A 15,892-nucleotide genomic window follows, 5' to 3' on the forward strand; every position below is an offset into this window, starting at 1 on the left:
GGGGCCGCTACCGTCACATCCGTGGCGATGTTCCGACTTCAGAGCAGCAAGGTGCTCGCCGTCGACATGACCGGGGACGCCGTGAAGGCGAAGAACGGCTCCATGGTCGCGTACGACGGCGAGATGGCCTTCAAGAAGCTCACGGGTGGCGGTGAGGGCCTGCGGGGGATGGTGACCCGGCGGCTGACGGGCGAGCAGATGACGATGATGGAGGTGAAGGGGCACGGGACCTGCTGGTTCGCGGACCGCGCGTCCGAGATCAACCTCGTGACCCTCCAGGGGGAGAAGCTCTACGTGGAGTCGAGCAACCTGCTGGCGACCGACGGCGGACTGCGCACCGGCACCGGTTTCACCGGGGTGCGCGGGGCCGCGCAGGGCAACGGGCTGTTCACGACCACCGTCGAGGGGCACGGCCGGGCGGCGCTGCTGTCGGACGGCCCCGCGGTGGTGCTCCGGGTCGGCCCGCAGTACCCGCTGACGGTCGACCCCGGCGCCTACGTGGCCCACCAGGGGAACCTGCGGCAGTCCTTCCAGTCCGGCGCGACCTTCCGCACCCTGCTCGGCGAGGGCGGCGGCGAGGCCTTCCAGATCCGGTTCGAGGGCGACGGACTGGTCTACGTGCAGCCCAGTGAGCGCAACACGATCGCGGGGGACGTCTGACATGGCCTTCCGGGAGATCAACTCGAAGATGGTCGAGGCGACCGTGGTGCCGGGACGGCGGCTGTTCAGCCAGCGCGGCGCGATGCTCGCGTACCAGGGGGAGGTGAGCTTCACCCCGAACCTCAGGGGCGGCCAGGGCGGGCTGATGTCGATGATCGGCCGGCGGGTGGCGAACGAGGACACCCCCCTGATGACCGTCGAGGGCAGCGGCACGGTCCTGTTCGGGCACGGCGGCCACGAGGTGCAGGTGATCAACCTGGCCGGGGACACCCTGTACGTCGAGGCCGACCGGCTGCTGGCGTTCGAGGGCACGCTGGAGCAGGGCACGGTGTTCCTGGGCTCGCAGGGCGGGGTGATGGGCATGGTCCGGGGCCAGGTCTCCGGGCAGGGACTCTTCACGACCACCCTGAAGGGGCACGGCTCCGTCGCCGTGATGGCCCACGGCGGGGTGATCGAGGTCCCGATCACCCCGCAGCGGCCGGTGCGGGTCGACCCGCAGGCCTACGTCGCCCACCACGGCGACGTCCGCAACAGGCTCTCCGCGGCCCTCGGCTGGCGGGACATGGTGGGCCGCGGTTCCGGGGAGGCGTTCCAGTTGGAGCTGAGCGGCAGCGGGGCCGTGTACGTCCAGGCGTCGGAGGAGAAGCTGTGAGCACCCACGGAACCACCGGCGCCGGACCCGCGGTCTTCGACCCCGCGACGCTGCCGTCCGACGACAACGTCACCCCCTACACCTTCTGCGTGGAGCTCGGCGGCACCCAGTGGTTCATGCAGAAGGGGAAGATGATCGCCTACTACGGCTCGATCGAGTTCAACGGCATCGGGCACGGCCGGCTCGACCGGCTCGTCCGGACGGCGTTCCATTCGCCTCTGCACGCGAGCGACTGGGTCGTGGCGGAGGGCTCGGGCAAGATGCTCCTCGCGGACCGGGCCTTCGACGTGAATTCGTACGACCTGGACGAGGGCAACCTGACCATTCGCTCGGGCAACCTCCTCGCTTTTCAGCCAAGTCTCTCGCTGAAGCAGTCGATCGTGCCGGGTTTCCTGACCCTGATCGGAACCGGAAGGTTCGTCGCCGCCTCCAACGGCCCGGTGGTGTTCATGGAGCCCCCGGTCCGGGTGGACCCGCAGGCGCTGGTCGGGTGGGCGGACTGCCCCTCGCCGTGCCACCACTACGACCACGGCTACATGACCGGTCTGCTGGGCGGTCTACGTGCGATGACGGGCCTGGGCGGGGCCTCCGGCGAGGAGCACCAGTTCGAGTTCGTGGGGGCCGGCACGGTGCTGCTCCAGTCGACCGAGACGCTGATGGCGGAGCAGGCCACGGGGGTCACCCCGCAGCAGCCGGGGGTACCCGGCGGCGGGGCGTCCGGCGGGCCCGGGCAGCCGTCCGGATCACCGCGCCTTCCCGGACAGCTGGGAGACCTCCAGCGTCGCTTCGGGCTGTGAGCGGTAGTCTGCGGAGTGTGACGTCGAACGCGTGCGCACCCTGTCACACGGAAGCCTCATTAGTTCGCCTTTCAACTTCTTAGGTAGACTTCATTCATGGAGACCGAGACGGCCACGCGCTGGCTGACCCAAGCAGAGCAGTGCGCCTGGCGCACCCACCTGGATGTCAACAGGCTGTTGACCTACCAGCTAGAGAAAGATCTGCAGCCGTTCGGCCTGACAATGAACGACTACGAGATCCTGGTGAACCTCTCCGAGTCGGAGGAGCGGCGGATGCGGATGAGCGACCTCGCCTCCGCCACCCTGCAGTCCAAGAGCCGCCTCTCGCACCAGATCACCCGTATGGAGAACGCGGACCTGGTCCGGCGGGAGAACTGCGAGTCCGACCGCCGCGGGCTCTACGCGGTCCTCACCGAGCACGGCCTGGAGACCATGCGGAAGGTCTCGCCCCACCACGTGGCGTCCGTGCGCCGGCACTTCATCGACCTGCTCCCCCCCGAGGCCCTGACCGAACTCGACAAGGCCCTCAAACCCATCGCGGAGCACCTGCGCGGGCAGCGGGGACGTCTCTGACCCCGGCGGGCCCGGCCGGGCCCGCCCGGCGGATCACGCCGGACGGGCCGCGGGGTCGTCGCCCCGCTCCTCGGCCAGGGGCAGGCGGAGCTCGAACAGGGCCCCGCCCGCCGGCGCCGTGCCGGCCGTGAGCGTCCCGCCGTGCCGTACGGCGACGTCCCGCGCGATGGCGAGCCCCAGCCCGGCGCCGCCGTCGTCGCGGCTGCGGGCGGCGTCCAGCCGGACGAACCGTTCGAAGATCCGCTCGCGGTCGGCCTCGGGCACCCCCTCCCCGTCGTCCGCGACGCCGAGCACCGCCCAGGCCCCCTCCCGCCGGACGGTCACCGTGACCGCCTCGCGGGCGTGCCGCCGGGCGTTGTCGAGCAGGTTGGTGAGCAACCGCCCCAGCTGCCCCGGCGAGCCGGTCACCTCCGCCGGTTCCGTGTCCACCGTCACGCCCGTCCGCCCCGCGGTCTCCTCCCGGGCCAGCGCGGCCAGGTCGACGAGGGCGTCGGCGGGCCGCTCCCCCGCGTCCAGCCGGGCGAGCAGCAGCAGGTCGGCGGCGAGGTGCTGGAGCCGCACGGTGTCCTCGACGGCGCCGTCCAGGTCGAGCAGCTCGGGGTGGGCGGCGGCCACCTCCAGCTGGGTGCGCAGGGAGGCGATCGGGCTGCGCAGCTCGTGCGAGGCGTCGGCGACGAACCGCCGCTGCCGCTCCACGGACGCCTCCAGCGCGGTGAGCGTCTCGTTGGTGGTGCGGGCGAGCCGGGCGATCTCGTCGTGCGTGCCGGGTTCCGGGACGCGGCGGGCGAGGTCCTCGGAGGCGGTGATCGCGGCCATCTCCCGGCGGATGCCCTCCACCGGCCGCAGGGCCCGCCCGGTGACCATCCAGGTCACGCCGGCGACCACGCCCAGCAGCAGCGGGAGGCCGAGGAGCATCGCGGTCTGCGCGGTGTCCACGGCACTGTGCTCGGCGGCGAGCGGCGCTCCCGCGTAGACGGTGAGCCGGCCCCGGTCGTGGGTCCGCACGTCGACGGCCGCGAACCGGTAGTCCTCGGTGTCGCCGTCGATCGTCGCGGAGCCGTTTCCGAAGGTGGTCTCGGCGGCGGTCTCACCGGGGGCGAGGTCCTCGCCGGAGCCGCCGGGGTCCTCGCCGTCGTCGTCCGCGCCGTCGTCCGCGTCGTCGTCCGCGTCGTCGTCCGCCGGGGCGGACGGCCGCGGCGTCACCTCGCCGGTCGCCGTGCCGCTGATCCGCTCCAGGTCCTCGCTGGCCGCGACCAGCCTGCCGTGCTCGTCGAGGATCTGCACCGGCCCGTCGTCGCCGTCCAGCCCCGTCAGGTTCTCGTACGCCGTCCGGGCGACCAGCTCGGAGGCGACCGCCCGGGCGGACTTCTCCGCCCGGGTGCCCGCCTCGGCGGTCAGGTTGGAGCGCAGCGACAGCACCACGGCGAACCCCGCCGTGACGAGGGCCACGGCGACCACCAGGGTCGCGCCGAGCGTCGCCCGCGCCCGGACCGAGCCGAACAGCCGGCTCACGGCGCCGCCTCCAGCCGGTACCCGGCGCCGCGCACGGTCCGGATCAGCCCGGCGCGCAGCTTGCGGCGCAGGGCGCTGACGTAGACCTCGACGATGTTCGGGTCGCCCTCGTAGGCGAAGTCCCAGACGTGCTCCAGGATCTCCGGTTTGGAGACCACCTCGCCGGCCCTGAGCACCAGCTGCTCCAGGACGGAGAACTCCTTGGTGGTCAGCACCACCTCGTCCCCGCCCAGGAAGACCCGGCGGGCGGCGGTGTCCACCCGGAGGTCGCCGTGCACGTGCACCGGGGAGGCCCCGGCGCCCCGGCGGCGCAGCAGCGCCTTGACGCGGGCGACGAGGACGACGTACGAGAACGGCTTGGTGAGGTAGTCGTCGGCGCCCGTGTCCAGGCCCTCGGCCTCGTCGTACTCGCCGTCCTTGGCGGTGAGCATCAGGATCGGCACGTCGTGCCCGGCGGCGCGCAGGGCGGCGCAGACCCGGTAGCCGTTCAGGCCGGGCAGCATGATGTCGAGGACGACCAGGTCGTACGCCCCCTCCGTGGCCCGGTGCAGCCCCTCCCGGCCGTCGTGGACGACGTCCACGACGTAGCCCTCGGCGGTCAGTCCCCTGGCGAGCGACAGGGCGAGCCGCTTCTCGTCCTCCACGATCAGCAGTCGGAAGGGGCGGCGCGGAGCGCCTCCGGCAGGGTGGTGGTGGGTGACGGGTGGGCGCATCCCCCCAGGGTCGCAAAGGGAACCTGAAGATCACTTCAGGCGGTTTCAGCTTCTCCTCAGCCACGGTCGGCGAGATTGAGGGTGCCGGAAAACGAACGACAGAGGAGGAACCCGCATGAAGCGCAACATCGTGATCGCCGTCGTCACGGCCGCAGCCCTCGTCGGAGGGGGCACGGCGACGGCCCTCGCGGTCTCCGGGGACGACGCGCCGGCGACGCGGCAGGCGGACCCGCGGGGGGCGGACGACGACGGTCGCGACGACGATCGCGACGACGACGGAGCGCGTGACCGCGACGACGACGGGGACGACCGGGACGACGGTGACGACCGCGACGACGCGCGGGCGGCCTCCTCGGGCGTGACCGCCGCCGAAGCCATCGCCGCCGCCCTGAAGCACACGCCGGGCACCGCCGTCTCCGCGGAGCTGGACGACGACGCCGACGCCGACGACGGCGCCGGCGACCGGACGGCCTGGGAGGTCGACGTCCTCGCCGGCGGCGACACCTGGCACAGCGTGTGGATCGACCCGGCCACCGGCAAGGTCCTGGGCGCCGAGCGGGACGACGAGGACGACACCGACGAGGTGCGGGCCGCGTCGGAGGGGGCCTCCGTCACGGCCGGGCAGGCCGCGCGGGCGGCGGCCGCCAAGGGGGTGGTGACGTCGGTGGAGCCGGCCGACGACGAGGACGCGGGGTGGGAGGTCGAGACCCGGACCGACGGCGGGGACGACCGGGACTGGCGGGTCGACGCGAAGAGCGGCAAGGTCACGGCGGACCGTGACGACGACTCCGACGAGGACGGGGACGACGGGGACGACGGCTGAGGACACGGACGGCGAGGGGCGGCGGGGACGAGGGGTTCTCGCCCCGCCGCCCCTCCCTTCCCGTCCCCGAGGGCTGCCGCCCCGGTCCCGGGCGGGCCGGCGGGACACCTCGCCGGCGTGGGGACCAGCCCGGGGATCAGCCCTCCGTCAGCCCCGCCACCAGTTCGTCCGCCGCCCGGTACGGATCCAGCTCGCCGGCGATGATCCGCTCCGCCAGGGCGCCGAGCCGGCGGTCGCCGTGGAGGTCGCCGATGCGCTCGCGCAGGGCGGTGACGGCGATCGTCTCGACCTCGCGGGAGGCGCGGGCCAGCCGGCGCTCCGCCAGGACGCCCCGCTCCCCCATCCACGCACGGTGCTTCTCCAGCGCCTCGACGACCTCGTCGACGCCCTCCGCGCGCGCGGCGACCGTCTTGACGATCGGCGGGCGCCAGTCGCCGGGGGCGCGGGCCTCGCCGAGGCCGAGCATGTGGTTCAGCTCGCGGGCGGTGGCGTCGGCACCGTCGCGGTCGGCCTTGTTGACGACGTAGACGTCACCGATCTCCAGGATCCCGGCCTTGGCGGCCTGGATGCCGTCGCCCATGCCGGGGGCGAGCAGGACGACGGAGGTGTCGGCCTGGGAGGCGATCTCCACCTCCGACTGGCCGACGCCGACCGTCTCGACCAGGACCACGTCGCAGCCCGCCGCGTCCAGCACGCGGATGGCCTGCGGCGCGGCCCAGGCGAGCCCGCCCAGGTGGCCGCGGGTGGCCATGGAGCGGATGTAGACGCCGGGGTCGGAGGCGTGCTCCGACATCCGGACGCGGTCGCCGAGCAGGGCGCCCCCGGAGAACGGGGAGGACGGGTCGACGGCCAGGACGCCGACCCGCTTGCCCTGTTTGCGGTACGCGGACACCAGCGCCGAGGTGGAGGTCGACTTGCCGACGCCCGGCGAGCCGGTCAGCCCGACGACGTAGGCGTTGCCGGTGAGCGGCGCCAAGGCCGCCATGACTTCCCTGAGCTGCGGTGACGCCCCCTCCACCAGGGAGATCAGCCGGGCCACGGCCCGCGGCCTGCCTTCCCTGGCCTGGGCGACCAGCGAGGGGACGTCCTGCATCACAGCTCCGTTCACGAGAGGGAAATCAGCAAACCTGCGAGGAGACCCGGCTCAGGCCTTGGGCACCCGCACGATCAGCGCGTCGCCCTGGCCGCCGCCGCCGCACAGCGCCGCCGCGCCGACCCCGCCGCCGCGCCGCTTCAGCTCCAGCGCCAAGTGCAGCACGAGCCGCGCGCCGGACATCCCGATCGGGTGGCCCAGGGCGATGGCCCCGCCGTTGACATTCACCTTTTCGGAGGAAACGCCGAGGTCCTTCATGGACTGCACGGCGACCGCGGCGAACGCCTCGTTGATCTCGATGAGGTCGAGGTCGGAGACCTCCAGGCCCTCCTTCTTCAGGGCGTGCAGGATCGCGTTGGACGGCTGCGACTGCAGGGAGTTGTCGGGGCCGGCCACGTTGCCGTGGGCGCCGATCTCGGCGATCCAGTCCAGGCCGAGCTCCTGCGCCTTGGCCTTGCTCATCACGACCACGGCCGCCGCGCCGTCCGAGATCTGCGAGGAGGAGCCGGCGGTGATGGTGCCGTCCTTGGCGAAGGCGGGACGCAGCTTCCCGAGCGACTCGGCGGTGGTGTCGCCGCGGATGCCCTCGTCCTTGCTGAACAGGACCGGGTCGCCCTTGCGCTGCGGGATCTCGACCGGGGTGATCTCGGCCTCGAAGACGCCGTTCTTCTGCGCGGCGGCGGCCCGCTGGTGGGACAGGGCGGCGATCTCGTCCTGCTCCCGGCGGCCGATGCCCAGGCGCGTGTTGTGCTTCTCGGTGGACTCGCCCATGGCGATGCCCTCGAAGGAGTCGGTCAGCCCGTCGTGCGCCATGGCGTCGAGCATCTGGACCGCGCCGTACTTGAAGCCCTCGCGGGACTTCGGCAGCAGGTGCGGGGCGTTGGTCATGGACTCCTGGCCGCCGGCGACGACCACGTCGAACTCGCCGGCCCGGATCAGCTGGTCGGCCAGCGCGATGGCATCGAGGCCGGAGAGGCACACCTTGTTGACGGTGAGCGCCGGGACGTTCATCGGGATGCCGGCCTTGACCGCGGCCTGACGCGCCGGGATCTGCCCCGCCCCGGCCTGGAGCACCTGCCCCATGATCACGTACTGGACCTGGTCGCCGCCGATCCCCGCACGGTCGAGGGCGGCCTTGATCGCGAAGCCGCCGAGGTCGGCCCCGGAGAAGGACTTGAGCGAACCGAGCAGCCGTCCCATCGGGGTGCGGGCGCCCGCGACGATGACGGACGTCGTGCCGTTCGCTGCGGAAGATGCAGAAGACATGAGCTGCGATCCCCTTACCGGCCTGCACAGCCGAGGAGTGAACGAGGGTTTACTTCGAATGTACTGAGGCCCGGCGGACCCCGTCATCGGGCTGTCGGTGTGATCGCGCGCACGTTGCGTAACCACCCCGGGAGCGCTGCACTGAATCCATGCTGACGCGAATCGACCACATCGGGATCGCCTGTTTCGACCTGGACAGGACCGTCGAGTTCTACCGTGCCACCTACGGCTTCGAGGTGTTCCACTCCGAGGTCAACGAGGAGCAGGGCGTGCGCGAGGCCATGCTCAAGATCAACGGTACCTCGGACGGCGGCGCCTCCTACCTCCAGCTGCTGGAGCCGACCCGGGAGGACTCCACGGTCGCCAAGTGGCTGGCGAAGAACGGCGAGGGGGTCCACCACATCGCCTTCGGCACGGCGGACGTCGACGCCGACGCCGCCGACATCAGGGACAAGGGCGTACGCGTCCTGTACGAGGAGCCCCGGCGCGGCTCCATGGGGTCGCGCATCACCTTCCTGCACCCCAAGGACTGCCATGGCGTACTGACAGAACTGGTCACTTCGGCGCCGGTTGAGTCACCTGAGCACTGACCCACGTACATAGGGGCCGGTAGGGTTGGGTGCGGTCGCCGCTCGATCCAGGGTGACCGGGTCCTGCCGTCAACGGCGGCGGGACCGACCGGGGTCCGGGTTGAGGGGGGCGAGCGCCGGGGCAGCAGCCCATGCTCCGCCGCCGATCTGACACCATTCCCCGGGAGCGCCGTTCGTCGGACGGACGGTGCTCGGCCAGACTTGCGACCAGGGGACGGATGGGACCGCGCAGTGCGGGGCTACGAGAGCCAGGAGCGAGAGCCGGCGGCTGACGTCGACCACCTCTCTCGGTTCGAAGCCGAGATGAAGCGGCTGAAGACCGAGCGGGAAAAGGCGATCCAGCACGCCGAGGACCTCGGCTACCAGGTCGAGGTGCTGCGCGCCAAGCTGCACGAGGCGCGCCGCACCATCATGTCCCGGCCCGCCTACGACGGCGGGGACCTCGGCTACCAGGCCGAGCAGTTGCTGCGCAACGCGCAGATGCAGGCCGACCAGCTGCGGGCCGACGCCGAGCGGGAGCTGAGCCAGGCGCGGGCGCAGACCCAGCGGATCCTGCAGGAGCACGCGGAGCAGGCGGCCCGGCTCCAGGCGGAGCTGCACCAGGAGGCGGTGACCCGGCGCCAGCAGCTCGACCAGGAGCTGGCGGAGCGCCGGCAGACCGTCGAATCGCACGTCAACGAGAACGTGGCCTGGGCGGAGCAGCTGCGCGCCCGCACCGAGCAGCAGGCCCGCCGGCTGCTCGAGGAGTCCCGCGCGGAGGCGGAGCAGGCCATGGCCGCCGCGCGTGCGGAGGCGGAGCGGCTGACCGCCGAGGCGCGCCAGCGGCTGCAGAGCGAGGCCGAGTCGGCCCGCGCGGAGGCCGAGCAGATCCTGCGCCGGGCCCGCGCGGACGCGGAGCGGCTGCTGAACGCCGCCTCCACGCAGGCCCAGGAGGCCACCGACCACGCCGAGCAGCTGCGGACGTCGACCGCCGGCGAGGCGGAGGCGGCGCGCCGTGAGGCGCAGGAGCTCAGCAGGGCCGCCGAGCAGCGCATGGCCGAGGCCGAGACCGCGCTGCGCGAGGCCCGCACCGAGGCGGAGAAGGTGCTCGCCGAGGCGAAGGAGGCCGCCGCCAAGGCGCTCGCCGCCGCCGAGTCCGCGAACGAGACCCGGACGCGCACCGCCAAGGAGCAGGTGGCCCGGCTGGTCCAGGAGGCCACGAAGGAGGCCGAGCAGACCAGGTCCGAGGCCGAGCAGCTGGTCGCGGACGCCCGCGCGGAGGCCGAGAAGATCGTCGCCGAGGCCGCCGAGAAGGCCCGCACGATCACCGCCGAGGAGTCGGCCACCCAGCTCTCCAAGGCGGCGAAGACCGCCGAGGACGTGCTCAACAAGGCGTCGGAGGACGCCAAGAAGACCACCCGGGCCGCCGCCGAGGAGGCCGAGCGGATCCGCCGGGAGGCCGAGGCCGAGGCGGACCGGCTGCGGGCCGAGGCGCACGACATCGCCGCGCAGCTCAAGGGCGCGGCCAAGGACGACACCAAGGAGTACCGCGCCAAGACGGTCGAGCTGCAGGAGGAGGCCCGCCGACTGCGCGGCGAGGCCGAGCAGCTGCGCGCCGACGCGGTCGCCGAGGGCGAGAAGATCCGCGCGGAGGCCCGCAAGGAGGCCGTGGCGCAGATCGAGGAGGCGGCGAAGTCCGCCGAGGAGCTGCTCGCCAAGGCCAAGGCGGACGCGGACGAGCTGCGCTCCACCGCGCAGACGGACAGCGAGAAGGTCCGCACCGAGGCCATCGAGCGCGCCACCGCGCTTCGCCGGCAGGCCGAGGAGACGCTGGAGCGCACCCGCAAGGAGGCCGAGCGGCACCGTGCGGAGGCCGCCGAGCAGGCCGAGACCCTCAAGGAGGACGCCGAGCGGGCCGCGCGCGAGCTGCGCGAGGAGACCGAGCGGGCCGTCGAGGCCCGGCGCGCGGAGGCCACCGAGGAGCTGGCGCGGCTGCACACCGAGGCCGAGGAGCGGCTCGCCGCCGCCGAGCAGGCGCTGAGCGACGCCCGGGAGGAGGCCGCCCGGATCCGCCGGGAGGCGTCCGAGGAGAGCGAGCGGCTGCGCACCGAGGCCGCCGAGCGGATCCGCACGCTCCAGCAGCAGGCGGAGGCCGAGGCCGAGCGGCTGCGCACCGAGGCCGCGGCCGACGCGTCCGCGTCCCGCGCCGAGGGCGAGGCCGTCGCCGTGCGGCTGCGCTCGGAGGCCGCGGCCGAGGCGGAGCGGCTGAAGTCGGAGGCGCAGGACAGCGCCGACCGGGTGCGGGCCGAGGCGCAGGCCGCCGCCGAGCGGCTGGGCGCGGAGGCGTCGGAGACGCTGGCCGCCGCGCAGGAGGAGGCCGCCCGGCGCCGCCGCGAGGCCGAGGAACTCCTCGGCGCGGCGCGGCAGGAGGCCGACCAGGAGCGCGAGCGGGCCCGTGAGCAGAGCGAGGAGCTGCTCGCCTCGGCGCGCACGCGCGTGGAGGAGGCGCAGGCGGAGGCCGTGCGCCTGGTCGAGGAGGCCGACCGGCGCGCCACCGAGATGGTGTCGGCCGCCGAGCAGCACGCGGCGCAGGTGCGGGACTCCGTCGCGGGGCTGCACGAGCAGGCCCAGGAGGAGATCGCCGGGCTGCGCAGCGCCGCCGAGCACGCGGCGGAGCGCACCCGGCGCGAGGCCGAGGAGGAGGCGGACCGGGTCCGCTCCGACGCCTACGCGGAGCGGGAGCGGGCGTCCGAGGACGCGGGCCGGCTGCGGCGCGAGGCGCGGGAGGAGACGGAGGCCGCCAAGGCGCTGGCCGAGCGCACGGTGTCCGAGGCGATCACGGAGGCCGACCGGGTCCGCGCGGAGGTCACCGAGCACGCCCAGCGGGTGCGCACGGAGGCGTCGGACACCATCGCCGAGGCCGAGCAGAGCGCGGCGCGCACCCGGGCGGACGCCCGCGAGGACGCCAACCGCATCCGCTCGGACGCGGCGGCGCAGGCGGACGCCCTCATCACCGAGGCGCGCAGCGAGGCCGAGCGGCTCACCGCCGAGACCGTCACGGAGACCGACCGGCTGCGCATGGAGACGGTCGCCGAGGCCGAGCGGGTGCGCTCGGAGTCGGTCGCCAAGGCGGAGAAGCTGATCGCGGACGCCACCGGCGACGCGGAGCGGCTGCGGGCCGAGGCCGCCGAGGCGGTGGGGTCGGCGCAGCAGCACGCGGAGCGGATCCGCGGCGAGGCCGAGCGCGTCGGGACCGACGCCCGGGCGGAGGCCGAGCGCCTGGTGTCGTCCGCGCGTAAGGAGGCCGAGCGGACGCTGGACGAGGCCCGCAAGGAGGCCAACAAGCGGCGCTCCGAGGCCGCCGAGCAGGTCGACAAGCTCATCACGGAGACCGCCGCCGAGGCGGACAAGCTGCTCGCCGAGGCGCAGCAGCAGGCCCAGAAGGCGACCGCGGACGCCGAGGCGCAGGCGGACACGATGGTCGGCGCGGCCCGCAGCGAGGCCGAGCGGATCCTGTCCGAGGCGACCGTCGAGGGCAACGCGCGCGTGGAGAAGGCCCGTACGGACGCGGACGAGCTGCTGGTCGGCGCGCGCCGGGACGCGACGCAGATCCGGGAGCGCGCGGAGGAGCTGCGCGAGCGCGTCACGCGCGAGATCGAGGAGCTGCACGAGCGGGCCCGCCGGGAGGCGGCCGAGACGATGAAGTCCACGGGCGACCGCTGCGACGCGCTCGTCAAGGCCGCCGAGGAGCAGCTCGCCAAGGCGGAGGCGAAGGCCAAGGAGATCGTCTCCGAGGCCAACTCCGAGGCGGGCAAGGTGCGCATCGCCGCGGTGAAGAAGGCCGAGGGCCTGCTGAAGGAGGCGGAGCAGAAGAAGGCCGCGCTGGTCAGGGAGGCCGAGGAGCTGAAGGCCGAGGCGGTCCGCGAGGCGCGGCGCACGGTCGAGGAGGGCAAGCGCGAGCTGGAGGTCCTGGTGCGCCGCCGGGAGGACATCCAGGCCGAGATCTCCCGGGTCCAGGATGTCCTGGAGGCGCTCGAGTCGTTCGAGGCGCCGTCGGGGGGCAAGGACAACGGGGTCAAGGCGGGGGCCGCCGCGGGGGCCGCTCGTTCGGGTGGCAAGTCGTCGGATAGCTAGCGAACCGGACGAAACTCCCTTGCTTTTGGGGGTTTTGACAAGGTTCTGGCAAGCTCTCCGGCAGTCAGCCACCCGAAAGAGGTGTCATTCTCCGTATCAAACGTGCATCCGCTCGATGACACACCGCATTGACGCCTAGGATTCCACTATCACCTCACCGGTCTCTTTCGACAGGAACCCCATGAGCGACACTTCCCCCTACGGCTTCGAGCTTGTGCGGCGTGGGTACGACCGCGCTCAGGTGGACGAACGTATCTCCAAGCTCGTCTCCGACCGTGACAGTGCTCTCGCCCGCATCACCGCTCTGGAAAAGCGCATCGAGGAACTCCACCTCGAGACCCAGAACGCCCAGGCCCAGGTCAACGACGCCGAGCCGTCGTACGCCGGCCTCGGCGCCCGGGTCGAGAAGATCCTGCGGCTCGCCGAGGAAGAGGCGAAGGACCTGCGCGAGGAGGCCCGGCGCGCGGCGGAGCAGCACCGCGAGCTCGCCGAGTCGGCCGCCCAGCAGGTGCGCAACGACGCCGAGGCCTACGCCGCCGAGCGCAAGGCGAAGGCCGAGGACGAGGGCGTACGGATCGTCGAGAAGGCTCAGGGCGAGGCCGCCCAGCTCCGCTCCGAGGCGCAGCGGGACGCGCAGTCCAAGCGGGAGGAGGCGGACGCCCTCTTCGAGGAGACCCGCGCCAAGGCCGCGCAGGCCGCCGCCGACTTCGAGACGAACCTCGCCAAGCGCCGCGAGCAGTCCGAGCGCGACCTGGCGTCCCGTCAGGCCAAGGCCGAGAAGCGCCTCGCCGAGATCGAGCACCGCGCGGAGCAGCTCCGCCTGGAGGCCGAGAAGCTGCGCACCGACGCCGAGCGCCGCGCCCGCCAGACGGTGGAGACCGCGCAGCGCCAGGCCGAGGACATCGTGGCCGACGCCAACGCCAAGGCCGACCGGATCCGTTCGGAGTCGGAGCGCGAGCTCGCGGCCCTGACCAACCGCCGCGACTCCATCAACGCCCAGCTGACGAACGTCCGCGAGATGCTCGCCACGCTCACGGGCGCCGCGGTGGCCGCGACCGGTACGCCCGCCACCGAGGACGAGTCGGTCTCCCGCGGGGTCCCGGCCCAGCAGTCCCGGTAACGTCCGGCGTACGACGAGGGAACATCGGGTGAAGCCCTCCGCCAGAGAGGTGGCGGAGGGCTTCGCTCCGTTTTAGCGTGGCCGCATGATCGAGCTCGAGGGGCTGACCAAGCGGTACGGCGAGAAGGTGGCGGTCGACAACCTGACCTTCACGGTCAGACCGGGCATCGTCACGGGCTTCCTCGGCCCCAACGGCGCGGGCAAGTCGACCACCATGCGGATGATCCTGGGCCTGGACCGGCCCACCGCCGGGGACGTCCGGATCGACGGCAGGCACTACGAGGAGCTCAAGGACCCGCTGACCCGCATCGGCGCCCTGCTGGAGGCGAAGGGCGTGCACCCCGGCCGCAGCGCCTACCACCACCTGCTGTGCCTCGCCCAGAGCAACGGCATCCCGGACCGCCGGGTGCACGAGGTGCTGGACACGGTCGGGCTGAGGGCGGTGGCGCGGAAGAAGGCCAAGGGGTTCTCGCTGGGCATGGGCCAGCGGCTCGGCATCGCCGCCGCGCTGCTCGGCGACCCGCGGATCCTGATGTTCGACGAGCCGGTCAACGGTCTCGACCCCGAGGGCATCCACTGGATCCGCACCCTGATGAAGTCGCTCGCCGCCCAGGGCCGCACCGTCTTCGTCTCCTCCCACCTGATGAGCGAGATGGCCCTGACCGCGGACCACCTCGTCGTCATCGGCCAGGGCCGGCTGCTCGCCGACACCTCCATGGCCGACTTCATCGCCCGCAACTCCCGCGCTTACGTCCGCGTCCGCAGCCCGCAGCGCGAGCAGTTGCTGGACGCGCTGCACCGGGCCGGGCTCACCGCCGTGGAGAGCGGTGGCGGGGCCCTGGAGGTGGACGGCGACAAGGCCGAGCAGATCGGGGAGCTGGCGGCCCGGCACCAGTTGGTGCTGCACGAGCTGAGCCCGCAACAGGCCTCCCTGGAGGAGGCGTTCATGCAGTTGACCGCGGAGTCGGTGGAGTACCACGCCCGCTCCGGCACACCCGTGCCCCAGCAGCAGTGGGGCGACGGCTGGAAGAAGGGCTGAGCATGGCGGCCGTACAGGTCATCCGGTCCGAGTGGACCAAGATCCGGTCGGTGGCGTCCACGGTGTGGACGCTCTCCCTGGCGGTGGTCGTCACCATCGCGCTCGGCATGCTGATCTCGGCGCTGTCCAGGAGCGAGTTCGACGGGATGAGCACGCGGGACCGGCTCTCCTTCGACCCGACGTTCATCAGCTTCGCCGGGATGAGCCTCGGTCAGCTCGCGATGGTCGTGTTCGGGGTGCTGGTGGTGTCGAACGAGTACAGCACCGGCATGATCCGCACCTCGCTGGCGGCGGTGCCGCAGCGCGGCGCGTTCCTGACCGCCAAGCTGGCGGTCGCCACCGCGCTCGCGCTCGTGGTCTCCATGGCCACCAGCTTCGCCGCCTTCTTCCTGGGCCAGGCGATGCTCGGCGCGTACCGGGCGTCCCTCGGGGACGACGGGGTGCTGCGCGCGGTCATCGGCGGCGGCCTCTACATGACCCTGATCGCGGTGTTCTCGATGGGCGTCGCCACGATGCTGCGCTCGCCGATGCTGTCCCTGGGCATCCTGGTGCCGTTCTTCTTCCTGATCTCCAACATCCTGGGCTACGTCGACGCGACGGAGGAGGTCGGCCAGTTCCTGCCCGACCAGGCCGGCAGCAGGATCATGCAGGTGGTCCCGCCGGTCGGCGACGACACCCCGTACGGCCCCTGGGGCGGCCTCGGGATCATGCTGCTGTGGGTGCTCGCCGCGCTCGCCGGCGGCTACGCGCTGCTGAAGCGGCGCGACGCCTAGGGCGGCCCCCGAGCGGGGTCCCCGAGCGGGGGGTCCCCGCTCGGAGCCCGTCCGGCGCGGTGCGCCGGACGGGCCCGTGAGGACCGGATCCGTGCGGTTTTTACCTCCGTTTGAACGGAACCGTCAGGGCCTGGATATCCTCCTAATCCTTACGGGGGCGTGTGCCCT

Annotated in this window: 14 protein-coding genes; 10 read left to right on the top strand and 4 right to left on the bottom strand. The window is 72.9% G+C overall.

The genetic code is table 11. The features are described from left to right. Window positions 1-27 precede the first annotated feature (27 nt). The 4 genes from ACZ56B_RS17725 (at window position 28) to ACZ56B_RS17740 (ending at window position 2,682) form a co-directional block, all read left to right on the top strand. Window positions 28-660 carry an AIM24 family protein gene (locus tag ACZ56B_RS17725; RefSeq protein WP_468790969.1) on the top strand — a complete coding sequence of 211 codons (633 nt, stop codon included), beginning with the start codon at window positions 28-30 and terminating at the stop codon, window positions 658-660. 1 nt (window position 661) lies between these two features. After that, window positions 662-1,312, top strand: coding sequence for an AIM24 family protein (locus tag ACZ56B_RS17730; RefSeq protein ID WP_468790839.1), 651 nt, complete (start codon window positions 662-664; stop codon window positions 1,310-1,312). After that, window positions 1,309-2,109: an AIM24 family protein gene (locus tag ACZ56B_RS17735; protein WP_468790841.1), complete on the top strand. Its 801-nt coding sequence runs from the start codon at window positions 1,309-1,311 to the stop codon at window positions 2,107-2,109. Before ACZ56B_RS17730 ends, ACZ56B_RS17735 begins: the two co-directional genes overlap by 4 nt. 96 nt (window positions 2,110-2,205) lie before the next feature. Next, window positions 2,206-2,682 (top strand): MarR family winged helix-turn-helix transcriptional regulator, encoded by a 477-nt coding sequence (locus tag ACZ56B_RS17740; RefSeq protein ID WP_468790843.1) that lies wholly within the window; start codon window positions 2,206-2,208, stop codon window positions 2,680-2,682. A gap of 33 nt (window positions 2,683-2,715) precedes the next feature. Here the strand turns inward: ACZ56B_RS17740 and ACZ56B_RS17745 are convergent, their stop codons facing one another. After that, entirely contained in the window at window positions 2,716-4,194 is a 1,479-nt protein-coding gene (locus ACZ56B_RS17745) for an ATP-binding protein (RefSeq protein WP_468790845.1), read from the bottom strand. Beyond that, the gene (locus ACZ56B_RS17750) at window positions 4,191-4,907 is read right to left on the bottom strand and encodes a response regulator transcription factor (RefSeq protein WP_468790847.1); all 717 of its coding nucleotides are present in this window, start codon (window positions 4,905-4,907) and stop codon (window positions 4,191-4,193) included. Before ACZ56B_RS17750 ends, ACZ56B_RS17745 begins: the two co-directional genes overlap by 4 nt. Window positions 4,908-5,022: 115 nt before the next feature. Between ACZ56B_RS17750 and ACZ56B_RS17755 the strand changes: the two genes are divergently transcribed. Beyond that, window positions 5,023-5,730: a PepSY domain-containing protein gene (locus ACZ56B_RS17755; protein ID WP_468790849.1), complete on the top strand. Its 708-nt coding sequence runs from the start codon at window positions 5,023-5,025 to the stop codon at window positions 5,728-5,730. 136 nt (window positions 5,731-5,866) lie between these two features. Here the strand turns inward: ACZ56B_RS17755 and meaB are convergent, their stop codons facing one another. After that, window positions 5,867-6,823 carry a methylmalonyl Co-A mutase-associated GTPase MeaB gene (meaB, locus tag ACZ56B_RS17760; protein ID WP_468790851.1) on the bottom strand — a complete coding sequence of 319 codons (957 nt, stop codon included), beginning with the start codon at window positions 6,821-6,823 and terminating at the stop codon, window positions 5,867-5,869. A 51-nt stretch (window positions 6,824-6,874) separates the two neighbouring features. Continuing rightward, window positions 6,875-8,089: an acetyl-CoA C-acetyltransferase gene (locus tag ACZ56B_RS17765; RefSeq protein ID WP_468790853.1), complete on the bottom strand. Its 1,215-nt coding sequence runs from the start codon at window positions 8,087-8,089 to the stop codon at window positions 6,875-6,877. A gap of 149 nt (window positions 8,090-8,238) precedes the next feature. Here ACZ56B_RS17765 and mce point away from each other — a divergent pair, with 149 nt between their 5' ends. From mce to ACZ56B_RS17790, 5 genes are all read left to right on the top strand, one after another. After that, window positions 8,239-8,679, top strand: coding sequence for a methylmalonyl-CoA epimerase (mce, locus tag ACZ56B_RS17770; protein WP_468790855.1), 441 nt, complete (start codon window positions 8,239-8,241; stop codon window positions 8,677-8,679). 231 nt (window positions 8,680-8,910) lie between these two features. Next, window positions 8,911-12,792 (top strand): polarized growth protein Scy, encoded by a 3,882-nt coding sequence (scy, locus tag ACZ56B_RS17775; protein ID WP_468790857.1) that lies wholly within the window; start codon window positions 8,911-8,913, stop codon window positions 12,790-12,792. Window positions 12,793-12,973: 181 nt separating this feature from the next. After that, complete coding sequence (locus tag ACZ56B_RS17780) at window positions 12,974-13,912, top strand: cellulose-binding protein (protein WP_468790859.1); 939 nt, start codon at window positions 12,974-12,976, stop codon at window positions 13,910-13,912. 85 nt (window positions 13,913-13,997) lie between these two features. Beyond that, window positions 13,998-14,951 carry an ABC transporter ATP-binding protein gene (locus tag ACZ56B_RS17785; RefSeq protein ID WP_468790861.1) on the top strand — a complete coding sequence of 318 codons (954 nt, stop codon included), beginning with the start codon at window positions 13,998-14,000 and terminating at the stop codon, window positions 14,949-14,951. Between the two features lie 2 nt (window positions 14,952-14,953). Beyond that, entirely contained in the window at window positions 14,954-15,724 is a 771-nt protein-coding gene (locus ACZ56B_RS17790; protein ID WP_468790863.1) for an ABC transporter permease, read from the top strand. The last annotated feature ends 168 nt before the right edge of the window (window positions 15,725-15,892 follow it).

The sequence above is a fragment of the Streptomyces sp. NPDC034670 genome (assembly GCF_055574875.1).

Coding starts and splice junctions, on each gene's coding strand:
- ACZ56B_RS17725 (WP_468790969.1), top strand. CDS start 28: ATGTTCCGACTTCAGAGCAGCAAGGTGCTCGCCGTCGACATGACCGGG.
- ACZ56B_RS17730 (WP_468790839.1), top strand. CDS start 662: ATGGCCTTCCGGGAGATCAACTCGAAGATGGTCGAGGCGACCGTGGTG.
- ACZ56B_RS17740 (WP_468790843.1), top strand. CDS start 2,206: ATGGAGACCGAGACGGCCACGCGCTGGCTGACCCAAGCAGAGCAGTGC.
- ACZ56B_RS17750 (WP_468790847.1), bottom strand. CDS start 4,907: ATGCGCCCACCCGTCACCCACCACCACCCTGCCGGAGGCGCTCCGCGC.
- ACZ56B_RS17755 (WP_468790849.1), top strand. CDS start 5,023: ATGAAGCGCAACATCGTGATCGCCGTCGTCACGGCCGCAGCCCTCGTC.
- meaB (WP_468790851.1), bottom strand. CDS start 6,823: ATGCAGGACGTCCCCTCGCTGGTCGCCCAGGCCAGGGAAGGCAGGCCG.
- ACZ56B_RS17765 (WP_468790853.1), bottom strand. CDS start 8,089: ATGTCTTCTGCATCTTCCGCAGCGAACGGCACGACGTCCGTCATCGTC.
- mce (WP_468790855.1), top strand. CDS start 8,239: ATGCTGACGCGAATCGACCACATCGGGATCGCCTGTTTCGACCTGGAC.
- ACZ56B_RS17780 (WP_468790859.1), top strand. CDS start 12,974: ATGAGCGACACTTCCCCCTACGGCTTCGAGCTTGTGCGGCGTGGGTAC.
- ACZ56B_RS17785 (WP_468790861.1), top strand. CDS start 13,998: ATGATCGAGCTCGAGGGGCTGACCAAGCGGTACGGCGAGAAGGTGGCG.
- ACZ56B_RS17790 (WP_468790863.1), top strand. CDS start 14,954: ATGGCGGCCGTACAGGTCATCCGGTCCGAGTGGACCAAGATCCGGTCG.